Origin of the sequence: Pseudochrobactrum albidum (assembly GCF_051851455.1) — a bacterium.
Lineage (GTDB): Bacteria > Pseudomonadota > Alphaproteobacteria > Rhizobiales > Rhizobiaceae > Pseudochrobactrum.
On the sequence record NZ_JBPVTR010000021.1, the window covers coordinates 225,357 to 245,166 of the forward strand.

Here is a 19,810-nt window from a genome sequence, read left to right on the forward strand (position 1 = left end):
GGGGATGTATCGGCCGGCGCAGATTTGCGGACTATTCCGCACAGCGCCCTGCCTGCTGCAATACGGGGGAGGAACAATAGCAGGCAGTTAAACATGGCCGGAACGGGAGGAGGAAAGCACCGGCCATGTAAGGACTTTGCCCTGCGCCCTCACCTGCAAGAGCCAAAAGCGCAGAGAATTCTCACAAGACAGCCTGCGCATCAACCGCAGACTGCACAATCTTAAAGGCCTGAAGTGCTGGACTTGCGGGCAATATAAGGAATATCGGAACGCGAAATACCAAGATCGCCAAGTTCACGATTGGACAAACGGTTGAGTTCAGAAACAGTGTCGCGGTAACGGCGCCAGTTATTAAAAGAACGGATGATATTCATTTTTAAACCCTCGATTGTGTTTGATATGTTGTATAATCTGTTGTCCCTTATATAACCCGCCTGCCCTTTAATGAGGAGAGACAAGAATGCATAGCTCCTCTGCGGGGCTTGCAGACCTTATTTAAACGATTAAAATCGCAATTTTGCCTGGTTTTAGCCATGATCAGACCTGCGCGTAATTTTTGTGCGCAAAGACATGACCGGCTGTAATTTTACTGCGGATAATAGATGCGATCATTATAAATAAATCGCGCTTTGGTTGTGTATATTTTATGACAATTCAAGGGGTGATACGAAAATTAAGCATAAAGCCCCTCCCCCTTTAAAAGCCCGACAGATCGGGAGCATAATTTTATATGGTTGAAACAGCCTGCCTTTCATGGGAACCTGCCTTTGACGGCGCTGATTACAGCTTATTTATAAAGGGGAACGCTGCTTGATAAGTTTGCCGGTACTGATTGTTATGATAATTGCCGGTATTCTCACCATTGTGCTGGCTGTTCATTATACTGGCGGCAGCAAGCAGGGCGTATTAACCGGTGACGGGGATGTGCTGGCGCGGTTCCGGCAGGATTATCCATATAATCCGGCGGGAAAAATTTATTATACGCAAGACAGGCATTCGGCATTTTTTGCATTACCGGAGCGGATGGCGACTATATCCGATAACCAGCCAAAAGCGAATGAACAGAAGAATATACCGGCTACGGGGCTGATACATGCGGTCGGCGCCAAGTTCCTCACCCGCATTTTAACGCCGCACGATATTCAGACCATCAGCAAACAAGGCGATACCGGCCTGCGCCTGCATATGCATGATTTTACATGGCCGGAAGCTGATTTTATTTTTACAGACAAAGAGAGCCGCGATCATATTTATAACCGGCTGACAGGGGATATATAGCAAAACAGGAGCATGCATCATGCAGGAACCGGCATTTTTTGATGTAACGCTGCTTGCGGTGCCGCTTTATCTGGCGGCGATCCTGATTGAGCTCATTGCCGTGCGCTACTGGCACCGCAATGGTGATTTTGAAACCCGCGACGCATTAACCAGCCTGCTCATGGGCACCGGCAATGTCGTGGCCGGCCTGCTGCTTGGCTTTGTTTCCGTTACTGCCCTGCTCTGGGTGTGGCAATTCCGTTTTTTTGATCTTGGCCTGCATTGGTGGGTTTTTCTGGCGGCCTTTATTTTTGATGATCTGCGTTACTACTGGTATCACCGCATTGCACACCGTGTGCGCTGGGTGTGGGCAGAACATGTTAATCACCATTCCAGCCAGCATTATAATCTCACCACAGCCTTGCGCCAATCCTGGACGGGGCAGTTTACCGGTATGTTTATTTTGCAGGCTCCGCTGGTCTTGCTGGGTTTTCATCCGGCGGTGATTGCTTTTGTCTATGGTTTTAATCTGATTTATCAATTCTGGATCCACACAGAAACAATCGGCAAAATGTGGAAGCCGATTGAACTGATCTTCAACACCCCCTCACATCACCGTGTGCATCATGCCACCAATCCGCGTTATCTGGATGCCAATTATGCCGGAACACTGATTGTCTGGGATCGTTTATTCGGTACCTTTGTTGAAGAATTGCCCGAAGATGTGCCGCGCTACGGCATTGTGAAAAATCTGGGCACATTTAATCCGCTGCGGGTGGCTTTTCATGAATGGGCGGGCATGCTGCGTGATGTTTTTGCACCAAAGCTGACCTTGCGGCAAAGGCTGATGTATATGCTGGCGCCACCTGGCTGGAGCCATGACGGCAGCCGCAAAACCTCGCAGGATCTTAAAGCCGATTATGTGCGAGAGCATCCGCAGGAGGCCGGAAAACCGGGATTGCCTGATCACCCGTCATGATTTACAGCTTACGGGCTTTGATTTTTGGGCACAGTCACAGATCAGGCATGATCAGAATCATTTTGGATTGGCGCAATATGGGCGGTTCTTCCGCTGCCGATTACCGGATAACAGGATTATCATTTGTCCTTTTTTGTTTCACTAAGCCGGCAGATTGACCGGTGGGAGGCGCAAGGCTTGCTGGATGCACAAACAGCCGGACGCCTGCGCAAAGATATACAAACCAATAAAAGCGGCTTTGGCATCGGCGGCGTGCTGGCTCTGCTGGGCGCCTTGCTGCTTGGTGCGGCACTTATCATGTTTGTTGCGGCCAACTGGAATGTCATTCCCCGTATCGGGCGGGTCGGGCTGATTCTTGCCATTATGTGGGGCGGCTATCTTGGCGGTGCGTTCTTGCAGGCTCGCGCTGTAAGCCGCTCTGAGCCTGATAATCCTGCATCCGGCAAAAATAACACTCATATATTAGGCATATTTGCGCCCGCGCTCTATCTTCTGGCAGCAATCACCTATGGGGCGGGCATTGCCCTGATCGGGCAAATGTATCACATGTCCGGCGATGCCACGACTGCGGCGCTTGCCTGGGGCATCGGCGTGCTTGTGGCAGCCGTTTTGCTGCGTGCGCCAATCTTATGCGCAACGGCACTCGGTATTGGCGGCTTTTATCTCTATTCCGTGCTGATGGAAATGAGCGGACAGGTTAATCTTGTGGCATCCTATCGCTGGGTAATGCCGCTTTATATTGCCGCCTGCATTATAACAATGATTTACACAAAAGCCGGCAAAGCCATGCATCTTGCAGCAATGCTGACTCTGGCCTTTTTGCTGGTGCTTTATTTTGATCTGCTGAACAGTCTTATACTCATAATGATGATTATCATCGGCGCTATACTGATTGTAGCACAAGGGCGCTGGCCGGATTTTGATCGTTTCTGCTTTGGCTTCGGCTCCCAGCTTGCCGGCTACGGGCTGGCAGCGGTGCTGATTGCGCTGTTTATTTTTCAGGTTGAGAACAGAGGGCTGTTTCGTCACTACGAAACCGGAACAGAGGCAGTTTATTCACTTGCCGCTATCGGCGTGAGTGTGGCGGCCTTAATTATCGCCGGCGAAAAAAGCGGCCAGCTGCGCTGGTTTGCCTATACCGGTTTTTCGCTGCATGTGCTCTATCTCGCAACGGTAACCGCGGGAACAATGATCGGCACTTCCGGCATATTCCTGATTTGCGGGCTTTTGATTATGGCTCTGGCCTATATTGTCACGCGGACGGAAAAACATATGCGCCACGCCGAAACAGATCACACCATGCGGAAAGGCTGACATAATGAGCAGTTTGACAAAAAAACAGCTCCTGATTGCCGCTGTGATTGCCGCATTGCTGCAAACAGGGGTGATGCTGGCCGGTGTATTGCAACGCATCAATATTTTGCGCAACGGCACGGAAGTGGTACTGCGCAGCCTGCCGGTTGACCCGCGGGATCTGATGCGCGGCGACTATGTGACCCTGTCTTATGATATTTCCCGCATACCGGTAAACATGATCAGAGGTGAGCCGCCGCACAAAAGCGGGTTGAATTATCTTTATGTAATCCTTGCAAAAGAGCCGGATGACAGCTGGAAGCTGCAGCGTGCGCAATTTACAATGCCGGACAGAACGGAGAAAAATGAGATAATTCTGCGCGGGGAGATTGAGGCGCCAATACAGGCCTATGATGAAAATTCCCGCATACCGGTTGTTTATGGTATTGAGCGTTATTATGTGCCGGAAGGCGAAGGGCTGGCACTGGAACAGGCACAAACCGAGGGCACTGTTGATATTGTCCTCTCGGTTAATGATAAGGGTATCGCCGCTATCCGCTCGGTGCTGGTAAATGGCAAACCATTTTATAAGGAGCCATTATTTTAAGACAGATGCCATTTATGCCTTAAACAGCCCGTTTTTGACATTTATGGCTGCGGGCTTGTAATTTGCAGCAGACTCAGCGATAGCCCGTTTGACTGTTTTACAGGGAAGAAATGACAAGATGCTGTGTTTTGCGGTGTCTTATCGTGCCATAAGGCTGTTTTTTCCCTTTGAAGCCTGAAAATTGGATGCTATAGAGACGCGCGCTTTCAAGAGTGTTGCTGTTTCAGATGCGGATATGGCGAAATTGGTAGACGCACCAGATTTAGGTTCTGGCGGGAGACCGTGGGGGTTCGAGTCCCTCTATCCGCACCAATAATAATATAAAGTTCCTGCCTTAATTGGCAGGCTTTATATAAGGTCAGGAGAGTTGCATGGCCCTTGCGCTTGCTGGCGCGGCCTGTGACAGCTAAAAAGAACAATTATTTCGCCAGCCACGGCGGCTGCTGGTCGTGCGGCCGGTATGCGAAACGAAGATAAAAGTGAAGGTTTGGACATGCAGGTTACCGAAACGCTCAATGAAGGGCTGAAGCGCGAGATCAAAGTCGTGGTTCCGGCACAAGACCTTGAGGCAAAGCTTGCAGAGCGCCTTGAGACTGCTCGCGGTCGCGCCAGAATTGACGGTTTCCGCCCTGGTAAAGTACCTGTAGCACATCTGCGCAAGATGTATGGCAAGTCCTTTATGGCTGAGATCGTTAACGAAATTCTCAATGATTCAACCCGTTCGATCCTCGCAGACCGCAACGAAAAAGCTGCAACCCAGCCAGAAGTTGTGATGAGCGAAGATGAGGCAGAAGCCGAAAAGGTTCTGAGCGGCAAGGCTGATTTCGTATTTTCGATGAATTATGAAGTTCTGCCAAAAATTGAGCTTAAAGATGTTTCCGGTCTGAAAGTGACCCGTGAAATTGTTGATATTTCTGATGAAGAAGTAGAAGATCAGGTTAAGCGCATTGCCTCTTCCGCCCGCAGCTATGAAACCAAGAAAGGCAAGGCTGAAGATGGCGACCGTGTGACCATGGATTATGTGGGCAAGCTGGACGGCGTTCCTTTTGACGGCGGCGCAGATAATGATGCCCAGCTTGTTCTCGGTTCCGGCCAGTTTATTCCGGGTTTTGAAGATCAGCTGATCGGCGTAAAAGCCGGTGAGGAAAAGCAGATCAAGGTCACCTTCCCTGAAAATTATGGTGCTGAACATCTGGCCGGCAAGGAAGCAACCTTTGATATTACCGTCAAGGAAGTTGCCAAACCCGGTGAACTGGAACTCAATGACGATGTAGCCAAAAAACTCGGTATTGAGACGCTCGATCGTCTGCGCACCGTTGTTCGTGAGCAGATTGAAAGCCAATATGGCCAGATCACCCGTCAGAAGGTAAAACGTCAGATTCTTGATGGTCTCGATGCTGAATATCAGTTTGAAACACCGGAACGTCTGGTGAATGCTGAATTCAACAATATCTGGCAGCAGATCAATTTTGACCTGCAGCAGGCCGGCAAAACCTTTGAAGATGAAGATACAACAGAAGAAGCAGCCCGCGAAGAATATCGCAAACTTGCTGAACGCCGTGTTCGTCTTGGTCTTGTTCTTTCCGAAATCGGTGAAAAAGCCGGCGTGGAAGTGACCGAAGAAGAACTGCAGCGTGCTGTTTATGATCAGGTGCGCCGTTATCCTGGTCAGGAAAAGCAGGTTTATGAATTCCTACGCAAAACCCCTGATGCAGTGGCCAATCTGCGCGCTCCGATCTTTGAAGAAAAGGTTGTAGATCATCTGCTCGGCACAATTTCCGTCACCGATAAAAAGGTGAGCAAGGAAGAGCTGACCGCTGACGAAGATGACAATGCAGCGGAAGAAAAGAAGCCGGCAAAAAAAGCAGCTCCGAAGAAAAAAGCTGCTAAAAAGGCTGATAACGCAGCTGAATAATCAGCCCGCAAAGCTTTAAAAAAAGCCGCATTGCCCAAACAATGCGGCTCCGAATAAAACCCTTCAGTTCAAGTGCATTTTACGCTTAAAACTGAAGGGTTTTTCTTTTTATCATAGCACCACAATATCGCTGCCAGAGCCGCAGAATAATTATATGCCGAATTCCGCGCTCAAATTAAGCGCAAAAAACGCGCTTTAAGCATATGCAAGCCGTAGCGTGAAATATTTTAGATCAAAATCGTTTAGAACGAGGCTTTCAGATAAATCCACTGACGGCGCAATTGCGATAATTCAACGCCCTGCTCAGCCACCTGTGCGGCTTTGCGCTCCGCACGTTGCAAAATCAGCGGCACAAGGCGCACAGGCAAAAAGGCCGGCCTGAGACTTGCAGGCAGTTTCTGTTTTACAAAAGCTGCATAATGCTCCCGCGCCAGTGCCGCCAATGCACTGACAACACGCTTTGCAGCCTGCTGATCATTTTTCAAAAATTGTTCCGCACTCACCCCGACAGCCTGCAATATATCTGCCGGTACAAAAATTTGCCCGCGGCGACGATGCAGCGGCATAAGCCGCAACAAACCGGCAACCGCTTGTGCCACACCGGCATGCCCCGATAATTCTGCCGATGATGCAGCCGCCTCACGATCCAGTATCATACAGGCCATTTGCAAAATCGCACAGGCAGTTTCCCCGCAATAGCCCTCCAGATCATTGCGTGCAGGCATGGTATCATTATAGAGATCAAAAATCCGCGCCTCACAATAGGCATCAAAAACCCCGCGCGGCAAATGATAATCCCGGATCACATCCAGCAGCAAGGCAGCCAGCGGATTACCGGTTGCCGCACCATGCTCTGTGCCGTTGATAAGATCACGCCACCATTGCAGACGCACCTCCCCCGGCAAGGCATCATGCACCACATCGCGAATCCGCGCAATTTCAGCATTAAACGCATAAAGGGCTGCCAAGGCCGGTCTTTTATCTTCCGGCGCATAGAGCACCGCGAGATAACGGTCAAAATCGCTTTGCCGCAATAATTGCAGGCAATGCTGATAATGCACATCACTTTTTTCAGGGGTTTCCCTGTTTTCACTGGCTGTTGTCACCCTGTTACTCCACAGCTATGAGCGCGGCAGCAACAGCGCGGTCTTCAGCAAGCAAAACATTATAGGTTCTCACCGCAGCTCCGGTACTCATCGGATCAGCCGCAATGCGATGCGCGCGCAAAATTGCACGCACTTCTTCCGGTATGCGGTGCAGCTCCATGCCTGTGCCAACCAGCAGGATCTCAATATCATTGGCCTGTTCAAGTATCATGGCCAGATCATCCGCAGCCAGCACAGGCGGCCTTTTAGGCTCCCAGCCATGTATGCCCGATGGCAGACATAATAAAGAACCGCGATGCGACATCTCGGCAAAACGAAATCCGCCATTGCCATAGGCATCTATCGGAGCGCGCCCCGGAAAATGCGCTTCGCGGATTTCAATCCCAATGCTCATATTATCTCTCTTTTACTCAAATCCTGCCGCCTGCCAGACGGTGCGCGGTAAATCGCAATTTCCCGGAATATTTTGCCCGCAGGAAAAACCGGCGGGCAAAACCATTATCCCAAACATATATAGCATAATCGCCAGTGATCAGGCAGAGGGCTGATTTTCCATATCGTCCTGCACATCTGATGGCTTGATACCAAGCAACCACAATAGCGGTCCCGCAATATAGACAGAAGAATAAGTGGCAATAAGAATGCCAAGCGCCATCATCACCGCAAAAGAACCAATATCCGTTCCGCCAAAAATATAAAGCGGAATCAAGGCAAGCAATGTAACCAGCGATGTGAGAATTGTGCGTGACAATGTCTGATTGATTGCCGCATCCACCAGCATGCTCACCCGCATATGCGGATAGCGGCGCAGATTATCGCGTACACGGTCATAAATCACCACCGTATCATTCAGCGAATAGCCAACAACCGTCAGCAATGCGGCAAGGCTCCAGAGATTATATTCAAAGCGGAACAGCGCAAAAACACCGATCATAATCACAATATCATGCACCGTTGCCAGCACCGCCCCCAGAGCAAACTGCCAGCGGAAACGCAACCACAAATAGGCAAACACGCCAATCAGCGCCAGCCAGAGCGCAGCATTGCCGATTTTCGATAAATGATCGGAAACGCTGGGCCCCACCACTTCAACACGTTGAAAATCATAATCCTGCTCAAACTCATCGCGCAATTTTACCGCCACAGTCTGTTCAGCATCATCACCGGCATCCTGAGAACCGATCAGCAATGCAGCCGATTGCGCATTTTTGCCCTGCACCACACGTGCATTGTCAATATTCAGCTCAGATAAGCGTAACCGGATATTATCCAGATCGGCTGCGCCATCGCGTGATTGCAATTCCACAACCGAGCCGCCATCAAAATCGATGCCGTAATTAAGCCCCATGCTGAAATAGAGGATCGCAGCTGCCGCACAGGCCGCAGCAGAAATGGCTGCCGTCAAACGGCTCAGCTTCATAAAGCCGATTTTTGTATTGGTAGGCACCAGTTTCAGCACCCGCGCGGGAACAGTGGTTGGCCTGGATTGACGCACCCACAGAGAAATCAGCAAACGTGTGAAAGTATAAGTGGTAAACAGCGTGGTGATCACGCCGATTGTTACAATAAGCGCAAATTCATAAAGCGGGCCGCTGCCAAACAGCAGCAAAACCAGTGCGGCGATCAGCGTTGTAAGATTGGCATCAAGCACGCAGGCACGCGCGCGGGCAAAACCGGACTCAATCGCCTGCACCACTGAATAACCATTGCGACGATCTTCGCGCATTTTTTCAAACAGCAAAATATTACTGTCTACCGCCATGCCGATTGTCAGCACCAGACCGGCAATTGTAGCGAGCCCCACAGCAATGCCAAAAACCGAAACCGCAGCAACCACCAGCATCACATTAACAGCAAGTGCAAGAGCGGAAATTACCCCCAACAAGCCGTAAGACAATATCATAAACAGCGCCACAACAATCAGGGCGCTTAAAGCGGCGATAAAGCCATAGCTTGCATAATTCTGCCCGAGTGCCGATGCAATTGTGCGCTCCTCCAGCACCTGCATTTCAGCAGGCAACGGGCCGGAATGCAGCACCACGCCAAGATTGCTCAGCGTTTCCAGATCAAAATCACCACTGATCTGCAAGCTGCCATCGGCAATTTCCTCGCGGATGATTGGTGCCGATACAATCTGATTATCAATAACAACGGCAAGAGCCGAGCCGATATGATTGCGGGTAAAATCAGCAAGTTTTTTCTTGCCTTCATCCGTTAAGGACAAGGTAATCACAGAATCCTGCCGGCTGTTCACACCCACTTCAGCATCAGCAATATCCCTACCGGAAAGCACCGGAGCCTTTTTAACAATATAACCGACCGGCGGATCATCAAATGAATAAATAACCTCTGAATCCTGCGGCACCAGCCCCTCAGCGCGCGGGTCCGGTGTTGTCACCTCTTTGGCCTGTAAAAAACTGATCTCCCCTTTCAGGCTCAAAAGATCCTTGATCAGCTGCGCATCATAAACGTCCGGCACCTCAGCACGAATCTGATTTTTATTCTGCACGGCCAGACGGGCATTATCATAGCCAAGCTCTGTCAGCCGCGCATTCATGACAACAACAGATTTTTGCAGGTCTTGCGTCGTCGCCTTCGGCGAAGCCATAACCACTCTTGTGCCGCCTGTCAGATCAAGGCCGGTGATAAGCTGCCCTTTGGGAAAACCATCCGGCAAGCCTGCCAATTGCTGCGCAGAAAAGAAATTAGGCAAAGCAAAAATAAAACCGGCCAGCACAACCAGCCAGATCAGTACCGATTTCCAGCGGGGGAAATAGAGCATCGGCAATCCATCCGTGAGTTACTTGATAATCCGCCCCGCAATGAAACACAGGACAGACAGGATTAAATGTTCCGCTGCGGCTACAGATAAAAATTACCGTAAAACAGGCAATATTTTTCGTAAATTCCGCTTATCCGCCCCTTATACGTGATTCGTATAAAAGGCAGCATCCTCCATAAGATATCGTAAAACATGCCTATAAGGCAGGTTACGCAAAAGCGGCCTTAAAAAATGCTGCAAACAGATGCCTGTCTTACATAAAATCAATAAAAAACCCCGCTGAAGCGGGGTTTGATAGCAGGCTTTTGTTGCTTACTTGTTTTTATTATCAGCAACCGGCTCACCACGGGTGCGCACATCGCCAATAGTAGAACGCAGAATGCGGATTTTGATACCTTCGGCAATTTCAGCCTCAAGCTCATTATCGTCAATCACCTTGGTAACCTTGGCAACAATACCACCGCCTGTGATAATTGTATCATTACGGCGGATATTGCTGAGCATTTCAGCGCGTTTTTTCATCTGATTGCGCTGCGGGCGGATAATAAGAAAATACATCACCACAAAAATCAGAATAAATGGCAGAATGCTCATCAGCATATCAGCGCCGCCGGCAGCACCGGCAGCCTGTGCATAGGCAGGGGTTACGAACATATATGTGACTCCTCGTCAAACTGTAAAAATTTCAGATGCCCGACAACAGCTTAATGCCTCAGCCCCTGAATGCTTGAGGTATTATGCTGCCATGCCTGCCTGCTTCACCGGCAGCACATCTGCTTATTCACTGCGCATTACAACGGTTATATGCCGTTATGCAACCATAGATGCAAATTCTTGAACCACTTTACCAGATCAAGCGGATTTTTTTCAATCAACTCCCCTCTGAAATGACACAAATAAAACCTTGTAAACCGTACCCATTGGTACTGTTCAAAACAAATATTCTTGCTAAAGTCATGATAGCGGCAGTGAAATCTCCCTCGTCACGGCGCTCATCGCAAAGAGGCGCATTGCTTTTATCAATCCGGCATATAGGCATTTTGAATGAACATGACTGAACAAATTCTCAGCGATAAACTGGACAAATTACTGGCTGTGCTGGAACGTATGGCACCGCCTGCACCAAAGGCGCTCAATCTTGAAGCAGCCGACACATTTGTGTGGGAGCCCGCGCGGCTTGAACTGTCGCCGGTTAAAAAAGTCAATCGTATTGATCTGGAGCTTATCCGCGGTGTTGATCTGGTGCGCGATCAGCTGGTGAGCAATACCGAGCGTTTTGCCCGCGGCCTGCCTGCCAATAATGTGCTGCTATGGGGCGCACGGGGCATGGGCAAATCCTCACTGGTCAAGGCCGCGCAGGCGGCTGTCAACCAATCCGCACAAAAACCGCTCAAACTCATTGAAATTCATCGCGAGGATATCAACAGCCTGCCGGTGCTGATGAATATGATCAAAAACAGCGATTACCGTTTTATCCTGTTTTGTGACGATCTGTCATTTGATCATGATGACACATCCTATAAATCTCTCAAGGCAGCCCTTGAAGGCGGTGTGGAAGGGCGTCCGGATAATGTGATTTTTTATGCCACCTCCAACCGCCGCCATCTTATGCCGCGTGATATGATAGATAATGAGCGCTCCAGCGCCATTAATCCATCAGAAGCGACAGAAGAAAAAGTCTCGCTCTCCGATCGTTTCGGCTTATGGCTTGGGTTTCACAAATGCAGTCAGGCAGATTATCTGGCAATGGTTGATGGCTATGCCGCATATTTCAACTTTAACTATCCGGCTGAGAAACTTCATGCAGAAGCCCTTGAATGGGCAACCACGCGCGGCAACCGCTCCGGCCGCGTTGCCTGGCAATTTGTGCAGGATTTAGCCGGCAGGCTCGGCATTACCCTGCAACAGGCATAAATATTCATATAAAAAAGCATTCCGGTGTTTTTTAACCAAACCGGAATGCTCTCATTTTTTTAAGCCCTCGCATTATATGCAGGCAAAACCGCCTCGCATTTTTAGCTTGCAAAGGCTTTAGCCCTCAAGATATTTTGCAGGGTTAACCGGCGTTGAATTCTTGCGCACTTCAAAATGCAGCTTTGGTGATTTGGCATTACCACTCATGCCCGAGCGTGCAATTTCCTCACCACGGCGCACTTTCTGGCCGCGCTGCACATTCAGCTTGCTGTTATGGCCATAAACAGTCACCAGACCATTTTCATGGCGCACCAGAACAGTCTGGCCAAATTCTTTCAAACCATCGCCGGCATAGATAACCACACCATTTTCCGCGGCCTTAACCGGCGTGCCTTCCGGCACCATAATATCAATACCATCATTGATCGTACCGCCGTCACGCTGGCCGAAACTGGTCAGAACCTTACCCCTGACCGGCCAGCGCATTTGCGAAATGCCGGTTGCAGACGGAGCCATAGCTACATCTTTTTCGGCATTCTCAATCACCTTATTGCTTGTCTGCGGCGGTGTATAAGGCTTCACACTGCCATCAGGCGCGTGCTTTGCAGCCGCAGGCGGCGTGGAGGCAGTTTTCACAGTTGTATCAACAGCAGCCTGCGCCGGCTTGGCTGCCGCTGCAACCTGCACTGCCGCCGCATTTGCCGCAGCCGGAATAATCAGGGTCTGGCCAACACGGATTGTGCCGTCACTCATGCCGTTAGCCTGCTTGATAGCCGCAGCCGAAACACCGGAACGCTGGGCAATAGCATGCAATGTATCGCCGCTCTGCACAGTATAGCCACCGGCAGCGGCCGCAACCTTGCTGCCTGCATTGGCAACAGCTGTATTCACTTTATTGGTTGCTGTTTGCTTGGCATCTGCAACAGCCTGTGTGCCGGCAGATTTAAGCTGCCCCAATGTCTGTGCGCCGCTATTGCCTGCCGCGGCCACCGAACCGCCCGCAGCCGCCTTCACACCCGGAACCGTCAGGGTCTGGCCGGCGCGCAGCATATTCGGATCAGTGATATTATTGGCCGCCATCAAATCATTTGGCGAAACATTCAACCGGCGGGCAACACCATAGAGCGTTTCTCCCGGCTGCACCATAACACTATTGGCAGAAGCGGCAACCGCCCTGCCCGCATTGCTGCCGGCAGCGGCAATTTGCTGCCCCTGATTAGACAATGACTGACCGGTATTATGAACTGTATTTACCGTATTCTGCACCACATTCCGGGTCGTATTCTGGGCAACCTGTGCAGCGCCCATCGGCGCGGCACTGCCCACAGGCGGCAGCTCATTACGCTGAACATTGCCCGAAACAACACGTTGTGTGGCAGGCATAACCGGATAGCTGTCCGCGTTCATCTGCTGAACGGACTGATTCTGCGCCTGCATAATCGGACGCTGGCTATTCGTCGATCCGGTCGTAATACCATCCGTAAAGCGTGTCATATCCCCGCTGCAGCCTGCAACCATTCCGGCAAGCAGAATGACCGCGCCATGACGCAGAAGACGCTCGGACGTATGATGCAAAACATTTTTACGCATATTCAACCCGTCCATACCCGTAACTCAAAAGCATTTCATTTTCTGCATAAGCAATGAAATGCTCCAATTCTTTGTTTACGCATTACTCCGGCACAAAACCGCTTCGCGCTTTTGCCGGAAATGCTCCTCAGCCTGTCCCGTTCAGCTTGTGCAACCTGAATGACAGGACAATGCGGCCATTCAAAGAATCCAGAGCAAACTCAAAATTCAATAAGAACGCAAACCGCTCCATTGGATTGATTAAAGCGTGTTAATGTTACTTGCTGGTTAAAATTGGTGTAAAAAAAATAAAAGATTCATCAAACAGATACCATATTAATGAAGTCAGCCTGATTTAACCCCGTTAATGCACCGGCAAATACGGTTCATAAAAATAAATTTTAATAAAATATAAATTTCAAAGATAAGACGCAGCGCCCTCAATAAACGGCTGATAGCGCACAGTCATAAGATCCTCGCGCTCAAAACGGCTGCCCACCTTGGCCATACGGCACATAATCTGTATGCCATCCGGCTGGCCGACAGGCGCAATCAGCACGCCATGCGTGGCCAGAAGATCAAGAAATTGCCGCGGCATTGCCTCTGATGCCGGCCACACAATAATACGGTCATAAGGCCCGCCCGCCACACCGTGGCGGCCATCGGCATGTTTGCACACTATATTTTCAATTTTATGGGTTTGGAACTGATTACGCGCAGCTTCAGCAAGCGTTTTATAGCGTTCAATCGTTGTTACCCGCGCCGCAAGACGCGCCATAACCGCAGCTGTAAAACCGGATCCTGTGCCAATCTCAAGCACACGATGCCCCGGCTCCAGAGCGAGAGCAGAAAGAACCCGCGCCTGATCATCCAGCCCTTCGATTGTTTCACCGCATGGCAGCGGAAAAACGCGATTGCCATAAGCAAAGTCCTGATAGGATGAATCAATAAAATTCTGTCGTGGCGTAGCCTCAATGGCCGCAAACAAACGCGGATCATGCACACCACTGGCACGCATACGCAGCACAAAGGAAGCAAAGCCCTCCTTGCTGTTCATCCGGTATATTTCCCTGTTTGCCTGCATGTGAATATTCATGAACCTTGCTCACGCATAGAAAATATTTTTATCACAAAGCGGCATCATTACTCAAAATTGTAAATGCTGAGATAATGTATGCAAATAAAATGCCGGTCTTTTTTTAACCACCGGCATTTGTGTTTTCTGATTTCAGGAAAATCAGGCTTTGGCAATACGGGTTATGCCGCCCATATAAGGTACCAGAGCATCAGGAATGATAATGCTGCCATCCTCCTGCTGATAATTTTCCATCACGGCAATCAGGGCACGGCCAACCGCAACGCCTGAACCGTTAAGCGTATGTACAAAACGGGTTCCCTTTTCACCACTGGTGCGGTAACGCGCATTCATACGCCGTCCCTGAAAATCACCACAAACAGAACAGCTTGAAATTTCACGGAATGTGTTCTGTCCCGGCAGCCACACTTCAATGTCATAGGTTTTCTGTGCGCCAAAGCCCATATCGCCCGTGCAAAGCGTAACTGTGCGGAACGGCAGGCCAAGGCGTTTCAGCACCTCTTCCGCGCAACCTGTCATGCGCTCCAGTTCTGCTTCAGAACTGTCAGCATCGGTGATTGACACCATTTCCACTTTCCAGAACTGGTGCTGGCGCAGCATGCCGCGCGTATCTCGGCCGGCAGAACCGGCCTCAGAACGGAAACACGGGGTGAGCGCAGTCACACGCATTGGCAATTGTGCCGCATCCACAATCTCACCATTGACCAGATTGGTCAGCGGCACCTCTGCCGTCGGAATAAGCCAGCGACCATCGGTGGTGTGAAACAGGTCTTCCGAAAATTTCGGCAACTGGCCTGTGCCATAAACAGCATCATCACGCACCATCAGCGGCACCATGGTTTCACTATAGCCATGCTCTGTTGTATGCAGATCAAGCATGAATTGGCCAAGCGCACGTTCAAGGCGCGCCAGCACACCTTTCAACACAGTAAAACGCGCACCGGACATGCGTGAGGCCCGTTCAAAATCCATCAGGCCGAGTGCTTCGCCCAGCTCAAAATGTTCCTTTGGCGCAAAACCATAATCACGAATTTCGCCCACACGGCGTATCTCGACATTATCATGCTCATCCTTGCCCACAGGAACACCCGGCAGCGGCACATTGGGCAAGCCGGAAAGCGCATCGCCAAGTGCCTTTTCAAGGCGGCGTTCTTCTTCTTCCGCTTGCGAGAGAAAACTTTTCAGCTCACTCATTTCAGCCTTCAGACGATCGGCCTTTGCCGCATCTTTTTCAGCCATTGCCTTGCCAATCTCTTTCGAGGCGGCATTGCGGCGCTCCTGCGCTTCCTGAACTTTGGCAATATGCTGACGGCGCGCCTCATCCAGCGCCAAAATTTCAGAGGATACGGCAGAGGCTCCGCGCTTTTGCAGCGCAGCATCAAGAGCTTCAGGGTTTTCACGTATCCATTTAATATCCAGCATCGGAACTACCGTTATTTTTCAAGGTTCAGATTCACCGCAATCACACATATTAAAAGAGTTATCGCGGCAGTGTGGCGCATTCCATCAAAGGCAAATGCTTCTTGAGATGTCATGCTTAAAAAGGCAGCATAAATACCGCCTTTGATCTTTTATCATAAATTCCGGAATTCAGGACGTTTTTTGCCCGTCATGATCAGCGGCTGTCAAATTATTGAGAATTTCAGCCTGCATGCGTTTTTTCTCAACCATCTGTGCCAGCCAGATTGAAATTTCGTAAAGCAGGATTGTCGGTATGGCAAGGCCGATCTGGCTTGCCGGATCTGGCGGGGTTAAAACCGCAGCCACCACAAACGCAATCACAATTGCATATTTGCGCTTATCCTTCAGCCCCTGCGCTGTCACCAGCCCGACCCTGGCCATCAAAGTGGTAATAACCGGTAACTGAAACACCAGCCCAAAGGCAAAAATCAGCGTCATGATCAGGCTCAGATATTCCGATACTTTCGGCAACAGGGAAATCTGTACCTCGCCATTGACACCGGATTGCTGCATAGCGAGGAAAAACCACATTACCATTGGCGTGAAAAAGAAATAAACCAAAGCCCCGCCCAATAAAAACAACAAGGGCGTGGCAATGAGAAACGGCAAAAATGCCATGCGCTCATGCTTATAGAGGCCAGGCGCCACAAATTTGTAAATCTGCGAGGCAATTATAGGAAAAGCCAGCACCAAGCCGCCAAACATTGCCACTTTTACCTGTGTAAAAAAGAATTCCTGCGGCGCCGTATAAATCAACGCGGCCTTGCTGCGATCCATTCCCGCCCAGTCCAGCGCCCATTGATAAGGCAGCACCAGCAGGTTGAAAAGCTGTTTGGCAACAGCAAAACACAATATAAAGGCCAGAAAAAAAGCCACAATCGACCAGATGAGACGGCGGCGCAGCTCAATCAGATGCTCAAGCAAAGGCGCAGCACTCTGGTCGATTTCATCCTGATCACTGCTCACTTGTCAGTTCCTGTCTTCTTGGTCGTTTTTGCTGCAGTTTTACCCGTTGCGGCGGCTTTTACAGCACTGCCGGACCCAGTTTTTTTAACCGCAGTTTTTTTAGCCGCAGCAGATTTCTTTGCGTCTGTTTTTTCAGTTGCCGGTTTTGTCTTTGCCGTTTCAGCCGGCTTTTGCGCCTTTGCCGTCTCATCCTTCATTTCAGCCGGATCAAACGGCGAATCCATCGGCACAGCCGGCGCAAGTTCGGGCGTTTCATCTGGTTTTGGCGTTGCGTTATTCAGGCTGTTTCGCAAATCATCGCCTGCGCTGCGTACCGGTTCAAAAATATCGGCTACGGTTTTGCGCGGATCATATTTTTTGACATCATCAATGGTTTTTCTGACCTCATCCAGCTCTGCTTCACGCAGAGCCTCGTCAAAATGCGTGCGAAACTCACTTGCCGTTGCACGCAATTTCGCCGTTGCACGCCCGAATGCGCGCAGCATTTTCGGAAGATCTTTCGGCCCGACAACCACGATCATCACAACAGCGATCACCAAAAGCTCGGACCAGCCCAAATCTAACATCGGCGTTCCATTTCATCGCATATCCGCCCTGCGCTCAGGCAGGAAAGCAGTAACAATGTTGCAAATCCGCGATACACAGCCGGAACACAACATATCAGCACATCGGCGCAAATTTGTGCCGTAAAAAACGGCACAATAAAAGCCAGATGCTTTAAATTTAAGACTTTTTCTTTGTTTTGGAAACCGGCTCCACAGGCTCACCGGTTTCATTATCAATCGTCTTGGAGGATGTGGCACCCGTTTCTTCAGGTTCATTCATACCCTGTTTGAAGTTTTTGATGCCTTTGGCAACATCGCCCATCAATTCCGGAATTTTGCCACGGCCAAACAGCAGCAGCACCACCGCAAGAACGATAAGCCAGTGCCAGATCGAAAAACTACCCATATCCCATCCCCTAAATGTTCTCCGGCGATTATAACCAGAGCAGGATTATCCAAATTCAGTTTCTATTTAAGCGCCGCAACGGTTTACGTCCAGATGAGATATAATCCGCCACCGGATCTTTTTTGCAGCTTTTATATACTTATAAACCGCAATACAGCCCTGCGCAGCATTGTTTCATCCCAATCCGCGCAATTTATGCCTGTTCTACAGCATAGTTGCAAAAATCAAAATCGATTTTGCAGATTATTCTTTTTCACCGGCAGTCACCTGTCTGCTCAGGGGCGCTCCTCTTCAACCTTTGGCATAAACAAACCAAGCTCCTCAATATCACCGGCTGTCAGCGGATCTTCATCCTCCTGCAATTCATCCGGCCGCACATTGGGCATCGGCACAGAAAAATTAGACGGCAGCCGCGCTGAAAGCAGCCCTGCCCCGCGCAATTCATCCATCCCCGGAAGATCCCTGATCTCCGCCAGCCCGAAATGATCAAGAAAACTGTCTGTCGTGCCATAGGTTACCGGCCGGCCAGGCGTGCGCCTGCGGCCACGCAATTTTATCCAGCCCGTCTCCATCAAAACATCCAGCGTGCCTTTGGAGGTTTCCACTCCGCGAATATCCTCCATCTCTGCCCGCGTTACCGGCTGATGATAAGCAATAATCGCCAGCACTTCGAGTGCCGCGCGGGAGAGTTTTTTCTGCTTCACCTGATCACGGCTCATCAAAAAGCTTAAATCAGCCGCAGTGCGAAATGCCCACCCCTCACCGGCCTTAACCAGATTGACCCCGCGCAGGCGATATTCACCCTGCAAAAATTTCAGCACCGGCGGCAGATCCACTTCCACCGGCAGGCGCTCACGCAGCATTTTTTCGCTCACCGGCTCGGCAGATGCAAAAATAATCGCCTCCACCATACGCACCACATCGCCCAGTGCCTCACGGCCAGATAAAGCCGTATTTTCCGCCGTCATTTCACTGTCACTCACGCCTCATCCCTATTTTTATCCTGCGTCATATCCTGCAGCTGCGCACCGGCAGTATTTTTAAAAACAGAGCGCATATAAACCGGCTCAAAAGCTGCATTCTGGCGAATTTCCATCCGCCCCTCGCGCACCAGTTCCAGACTGGCGGCAAAAGAACTGGCAATGGCAGTGGCGCGGTCTTCCGGTCTTGCAATATAGTCCAGCAAAAAAGCATCCAGCGTCACCCAATCCTGCAACTCGCCAACCATACGCACCAATAAAACACGCGCTTCTTTCAGCGACCAGACCGTGCGTCTGGCTATCTGCACATGAGAAACGGCCTGCCGCTGGCGCTGCGAAGCATAGGCTGTCAGCAAATCATAAAGCGAAGCACTGTAAAGACTGGTCTTTTCCACCAGCACAGTTTCCGGCATCCCGCGGGCGAAAACATCGCGCCCCAGCCGGTCACGATTCACCAGCTTGCCCGCAGCATCGCGCATGGCCTCAAGCCGCTTGAGACGAAATTGTAATACAGAGGCAAGCTGCTCACCGGTCTCGCCGTCCTCATCCTTTACTTTCGGAATCAGAAGCCGTGATTTGAGATAAGCCAGCCATGCCGCCATAACCAGATAATCGGCTGCCAGTTCCAGCTTGCGATCACGCGCCATTGCAATAAAGGCCAGATATTGCTCTGCAAGCGCAAGAACAGAAATCTGCGTCAAATCCACTTTCTGGTTGCGCGCCAGATGCAGCAGCAAATCCATAGGCCCTTCAAAACCCTGCACATCCACATGCAAGGTCATATCATCACTGTCTTCAGGCGGAATAATCAGCGCGGTATCAGACTGCCACAACGCATCCATCGGCATATCAGCCTTTGGCGTTTTTTCAGCAACAGTCTTGTCAGATGCAGCATTCATTCTATCCGCCTGTCACATGTAAGAAAATATCTTGC

General features: G+C 50.3%; 19 protein-coding genes and 1 tRNA gene. 7 read left to right on the forward strand and 13 right to left on the reverse strand.

Annotated features, from left to right (window positions below):
- Window positions 1-221: 221 nt before the first annotated feature.
- Window positions 222-374 carry a DUF1127 domain-containing protein gene (locus ACSTTO_RS06815; protein WP_439272404.1) on the reverse strand — a complete coding sequence of 51 codons (153 nt, stop codon included), beginning with the start codon at window positions 372-374 and terminating at the stop codon, window positions 222-224.
- 436 nt (window positions 375-810) lie between these two features.
- Between ACSTTO_RS06815 and ACSTTO_RS06820 the strand changes: the two genes are divergently transcribed.
- The 6 genes from ACSTTO_RS06820 (at window position 811) to tig (ending at window position 6,051) form a co-directional block, all read left to right on the forward strand.
- Window positions 811-1,278: a hypothetical protein gene (locus tag ACSTTO_RS06820; RefSeq protein ID WP_439272405.1), complete on the forward strand. Its 468-nt coding sequence runs from the start codon at window positions 811-813 to the stop codon at window positions 1,276-1,278.
- Window positions 1,279-1,297: 19 nt separating this feature from the next.
- Window positions 1,298-2,236, forward strand: a complete 939-nt coding sequence (locus ACSTTO_RS06825) for a sterol desaturase family protein (RefSeq protein ID WP_439272406.1) — start codon at window positions 1,298-1,300, stop codon at window positions 2,234-2,236.
- Between the two features lie 123 nt (window positions 2,237-2,359).
- A complete protein-coding gene (locus ACSTTO_RS06830; RefSeq protein ID WP_439272407.1) occupies window positions 2,360-3,550 on the forward strand; it encodes a DUF2157 domain-containing protein in 1,191 nt (396 codons plus the stop codon).
- A 4-nt stretch (window positions 3,551-3,554) separates the two neighbouring features.
- Window positions 3,555-4,136 carry a GDYXXLXY domain-containing protein gene (locus tag ACSTTO_RS06835; protein ID WP_439272408.1) on the forward strand — a complete coding sequence of 194 codons (582 nt, stop codon included), beginning with the start codon at window positions 3,555-3,557 and terminating at the stop codon, window positions 4,134-4,136.
- Between the two features lie 229 nt (window positions 4,137-4,365).
- Window positions 4,366-4,448, forward strand: a tRNA-Leu gene (locus ACSTTO_RS06840).
- A gap of 181 nt (window positions 4,449-4,629) precedes the next feature.
- Window positions 4,630-6,051, forward strand: a complete 1,422-nt coding sequence (gene tig / locus ACSTTO_RS06845; protein ID WP_439272409.1) for a trigger factor — start codon at window positions 4,630-4,632, stop codon at window positions 6,049-6,051.
- A gap of 242 nt (window positions 6,052-6,293) precedes the next feature.
- Here tig and ACSTTO_RS06850 read toward each other — a convergent pair whose 3' ends face one another.
- The 4 genes from ACSTTO_RS06850 to yajC all read right to left on the reverse strand — a co-directional run bounded on the left by ACSTTO_RS06850 (window position 6,294) and on the right by yajC (window position 10,593).
- Complete coding sequence (locus ACSTTO_RS06850; protein WP_439272497.1) at window positions 6,294-7,112, reverse strand: phytoene/squalene synthase family protein; 819 nt, start codon at window positions 7,110-7,112, stop codon at window positions 6,294-6,296.
- Window positions 7,113-7,161: 49 nt separating this feature from the next.
- A complete protein-coding gene (locus tag ACSTTO_RS06855) occupies window positions 7,162-7,551 on the reverse strand; it encodes an Mth938-like domain-containing protein (protein ID WP_439272410.1) in 390 nt (129 codons plus the stop codon).
- Window positions 7,552-7,689: 138 nt separating this feature from the next.
- Complete coding sequence (gene secD, locus ACSTTO_RS06860; protein ID WP_439272411.1) at window positions 7,690-9,939, reverse strand: protein translocase subunit SecD; 2,250 nt, start codon at window positions 9,937-9,939, stop codon at window positions 7,690-7,692.
- A 312-nt stretch (window positions 9,940-10,251) separates the two neighbouring features.
- Entirely contained in the window at window positions 10,252-10,593 is a 342-nt protein-coding gene (gene yajC, locus ACSTTO_RS06865; RefSeq protein ID WP_439272412.1) for a preprotein translocase subunit YajC, read from the reverse strand.
- A 396-nt stretch (window positions 10,594-10,989) separates the two neighbouring features.
- Here yajC and ACSTTO_RS06870 point away from each other — a divergent pair, with 396 nt between their 5' ends.
- Window positions 10,990-11,853: an ATP-binding protein gene (locus ACSTTO_RS06870; RefSeq protein ID WP_439272498.1), complete on the forward strand. Its 864-nt coding sequence runs from the start codon at window positions 10,990-10,992 to the stop codon at window positions 11,851-11,853.
- Window positions 11,854-11,970: 117 nt separating this feature from the next.
- Here the strand turns inward: ACSTTO_RS06870 and ACSTTO_RS06875 are convergent, their stop codons facing one another.
- The 8 genes from ACSTTO_RS06875 to ACSTTO_RS06910 all read right to left on the reverse strand — a co-directional run bounded on the left by ACSTTO_RS06875 (window position 11,971) and on the right by ACSTTO_RS06910 (window position 19,724).
- Entirely contained in the window at window positions 11,971-13,443 is a 1,473-nt protein-coding gene (locus ACSTTO_RS06875) for a peptidoglycan DD-metalloendopeptidase family protein (RefSeq protein WP_439272413.1), read from the reverse strand.
- A 397-nt stretch (window positions 13,444-13,840) separates the two neighbouring features.
- On the reverse strand, window positions 13,841-14,479 hold the full coding sequence (locus ACSTTO_RS06880; protein ID WP_439272414.1) for a protein-L-isoaspartate(D-aspartate) O-methyltransferase: 639 nt from the start codon (window positions 14,477-14,479) through the stop codon (window positions 13,841-13,843).
- 180 nt (window positions 14,480-14,659) lie between these two features.
- A complete protein-coding gene (gene serS / locus ACSTTO_RS06885) occupies window positions 14,660-15,940 on the reverse strand; it encodes a serine--tRNA ligase (protein ID WP_439272415.1) in 1,281 nt (426 codons plus the stop codon).
- 168 nt (window positions 15,941-16,108) lie between these two features.
- Window positions 16,109-16,945, reverse strand: coding sequence for a twin-arginine translocase subunit TatC (gene tatC, locus ACSTTO_RS06890; protein WP_439272416.1), 837 nt, complete (start codon window positions 16,943-16,945; stop codon window positions 16,109-16,111).
- On the reverse strand, window positions 16,942-17,511 hold the full coding sequence (gene tatB / locus ACSTTO_RS06895; RefSeq protein ID WP_439272417.1) for a Sec-independent protein translocase protein TatB: 570 nt from the start codon (window positions 17,509-17,511) through the stop codon (window positions 16,942-16,944). Before tatB ends, tatC begins: the two co-directional genes overlap by 4 nt.
- Before the next feature lie 157 nt (window positions 17,512-17,668).
- A complete protein-coding gene (locus ACSTTO_RS06900) occupies window positions 17,669-17,896 on the reverse strand; it encodes a twin-arginine translocase TatA/TatE family subunit (RefSeq protein ID WP_439272418.1) in 228 nt (75 codons plus the stop codon).
- Between the two features lie 275 nt (window positions 17,897-18,171).
- Window positions 18,172-18,864, reverse strand: coding sequence for an SMC-Scp complex subunit ScpB (gene scpB / locus ACSTTO_RS06905; protein WP_439272499.1), 693 nt, complete (start codon window positions 18,862-18,864; stop codon window positions 18,172-18,174).
- An 11-nt stretch (window positions 18,865-18,875) separates the two neighbouring features.
- Window positions 18,876-19,724, reverse strand: a complete 849-nt coding sequence (locus ACSTTO_RS06910; RefSeq protein ID WP_439272500.1) for a segregation and condensation protein A — start codon at window positions 19,722-19,724, stop codon at window positions 18,876-18,878.
- Window positions 19,725-19,810 lie beyond the last annotated feature (86 nt).

Bases quoted from the DNA above. Each gene is read 5' to 3' on its own strand.
- tig (WP_439272409.1), top strand. From the start codon at position 4,630: ATGCAGGTTACCGAAACGCTCAATGAAGGGCTGAAGCGCGAGATCAAA.
- ACSTTO_RS06855 (WP_439272410.1), bottom strand. From the start codon at position 7,551: ATGAGCATTGGGATTGAAATCCGCGAAGCGCATTTTCCGGGGCGCGCT.
- secD (WP_439272411.1), bottom strand. From the start codon at position 9,939: ATGCTCTATTTCCCCCGCTGGAAATCGGTACTGATCTGGCTGGTTGTG.
- yajC (WP_439272412.1), bottom strand. From the start codon at position 10,593: ATGTTCGTAACCCCTGCCTATGCACAGGCTGCCGGTGCTGCCGGCGGC.
- ACSTTO_RS06900 (WP_439272418.1), bottom strand. From the start codon at position 17,896: ATGGGTAGTTTTTCGATCTGGCACTGGCTTATCGTTCTTGCGGTGGTG.
- ACSTTO_RS06825 (WP_439272406.1), top strand. From the start codon at position 1,298: ATGCAGGAACCGGCATTTTTTGATGTAACGCTGCTTGCGGTGCCGCTT.
- ACSTTO_RS06815 (WP_439272404.1), bottom strand. From the start codon at position 374: ATGAATATCATCCGTTCTTTTAATAACTGGCGCCGTTACCGCGACACT.
- ACSTTO_RS06875 (WP_439272413.1), bottom strand. From the start codon at position 13,443: ATGCGTAAAAATGTTTTGCATCATACGTCCGAGCGTCTTCTGCGTCAT.
- ACSTTO_RS06835 (WP_439272408.1), top strand. From the start codon at position 3,555: ATGAGCAGTTTGACAAAAAAACAGCTCCTGATTGCCGCTGTGATTGCC.
- tatB (WP_439272417.1), bottom strand. From the start codon at position 17,511: ATGTTAGATTTGGGCTGGTCCGAGCTTTTGGTGATCGCTGTTGTGATG.
- ACSTTO_RS06870 (WP_439272498.1), top strand. From the start codon at position 10,990: ATGACTGAACAAATTCTCAGCGATAAACTGGACAAATTACTGGCTGTG.
- ACSTTO_RS06880 (WP_439272414.1), bottom strand. From the start codon at position 14,479: ATGAACAGCAAGGAGGGCTTTGCTTCCTTTGTGCTGCGTATGCGTGCC.
- ACSTTO_RS06910 (WP_439272500.1), bottom strand. From the start codon at position 19,724: ATGCCGATGGATGCGTTGTGGCAGTCTGATACCGCGCTGATTATTCCG.
- serS (WP_439272415.1), bottom strand. From the start codon at position 15,940: ATGCTGGATATTAAATGGATACGTGAAAACCCTGAAGCTCTTGATGCT.
- scpB (WP_439272499.1), bottom strand. From the start codon at position 18,864: ATGACGGCGGAAAATACGGCTTTATCTGGCCGTGAGGCACTGGGCGAT.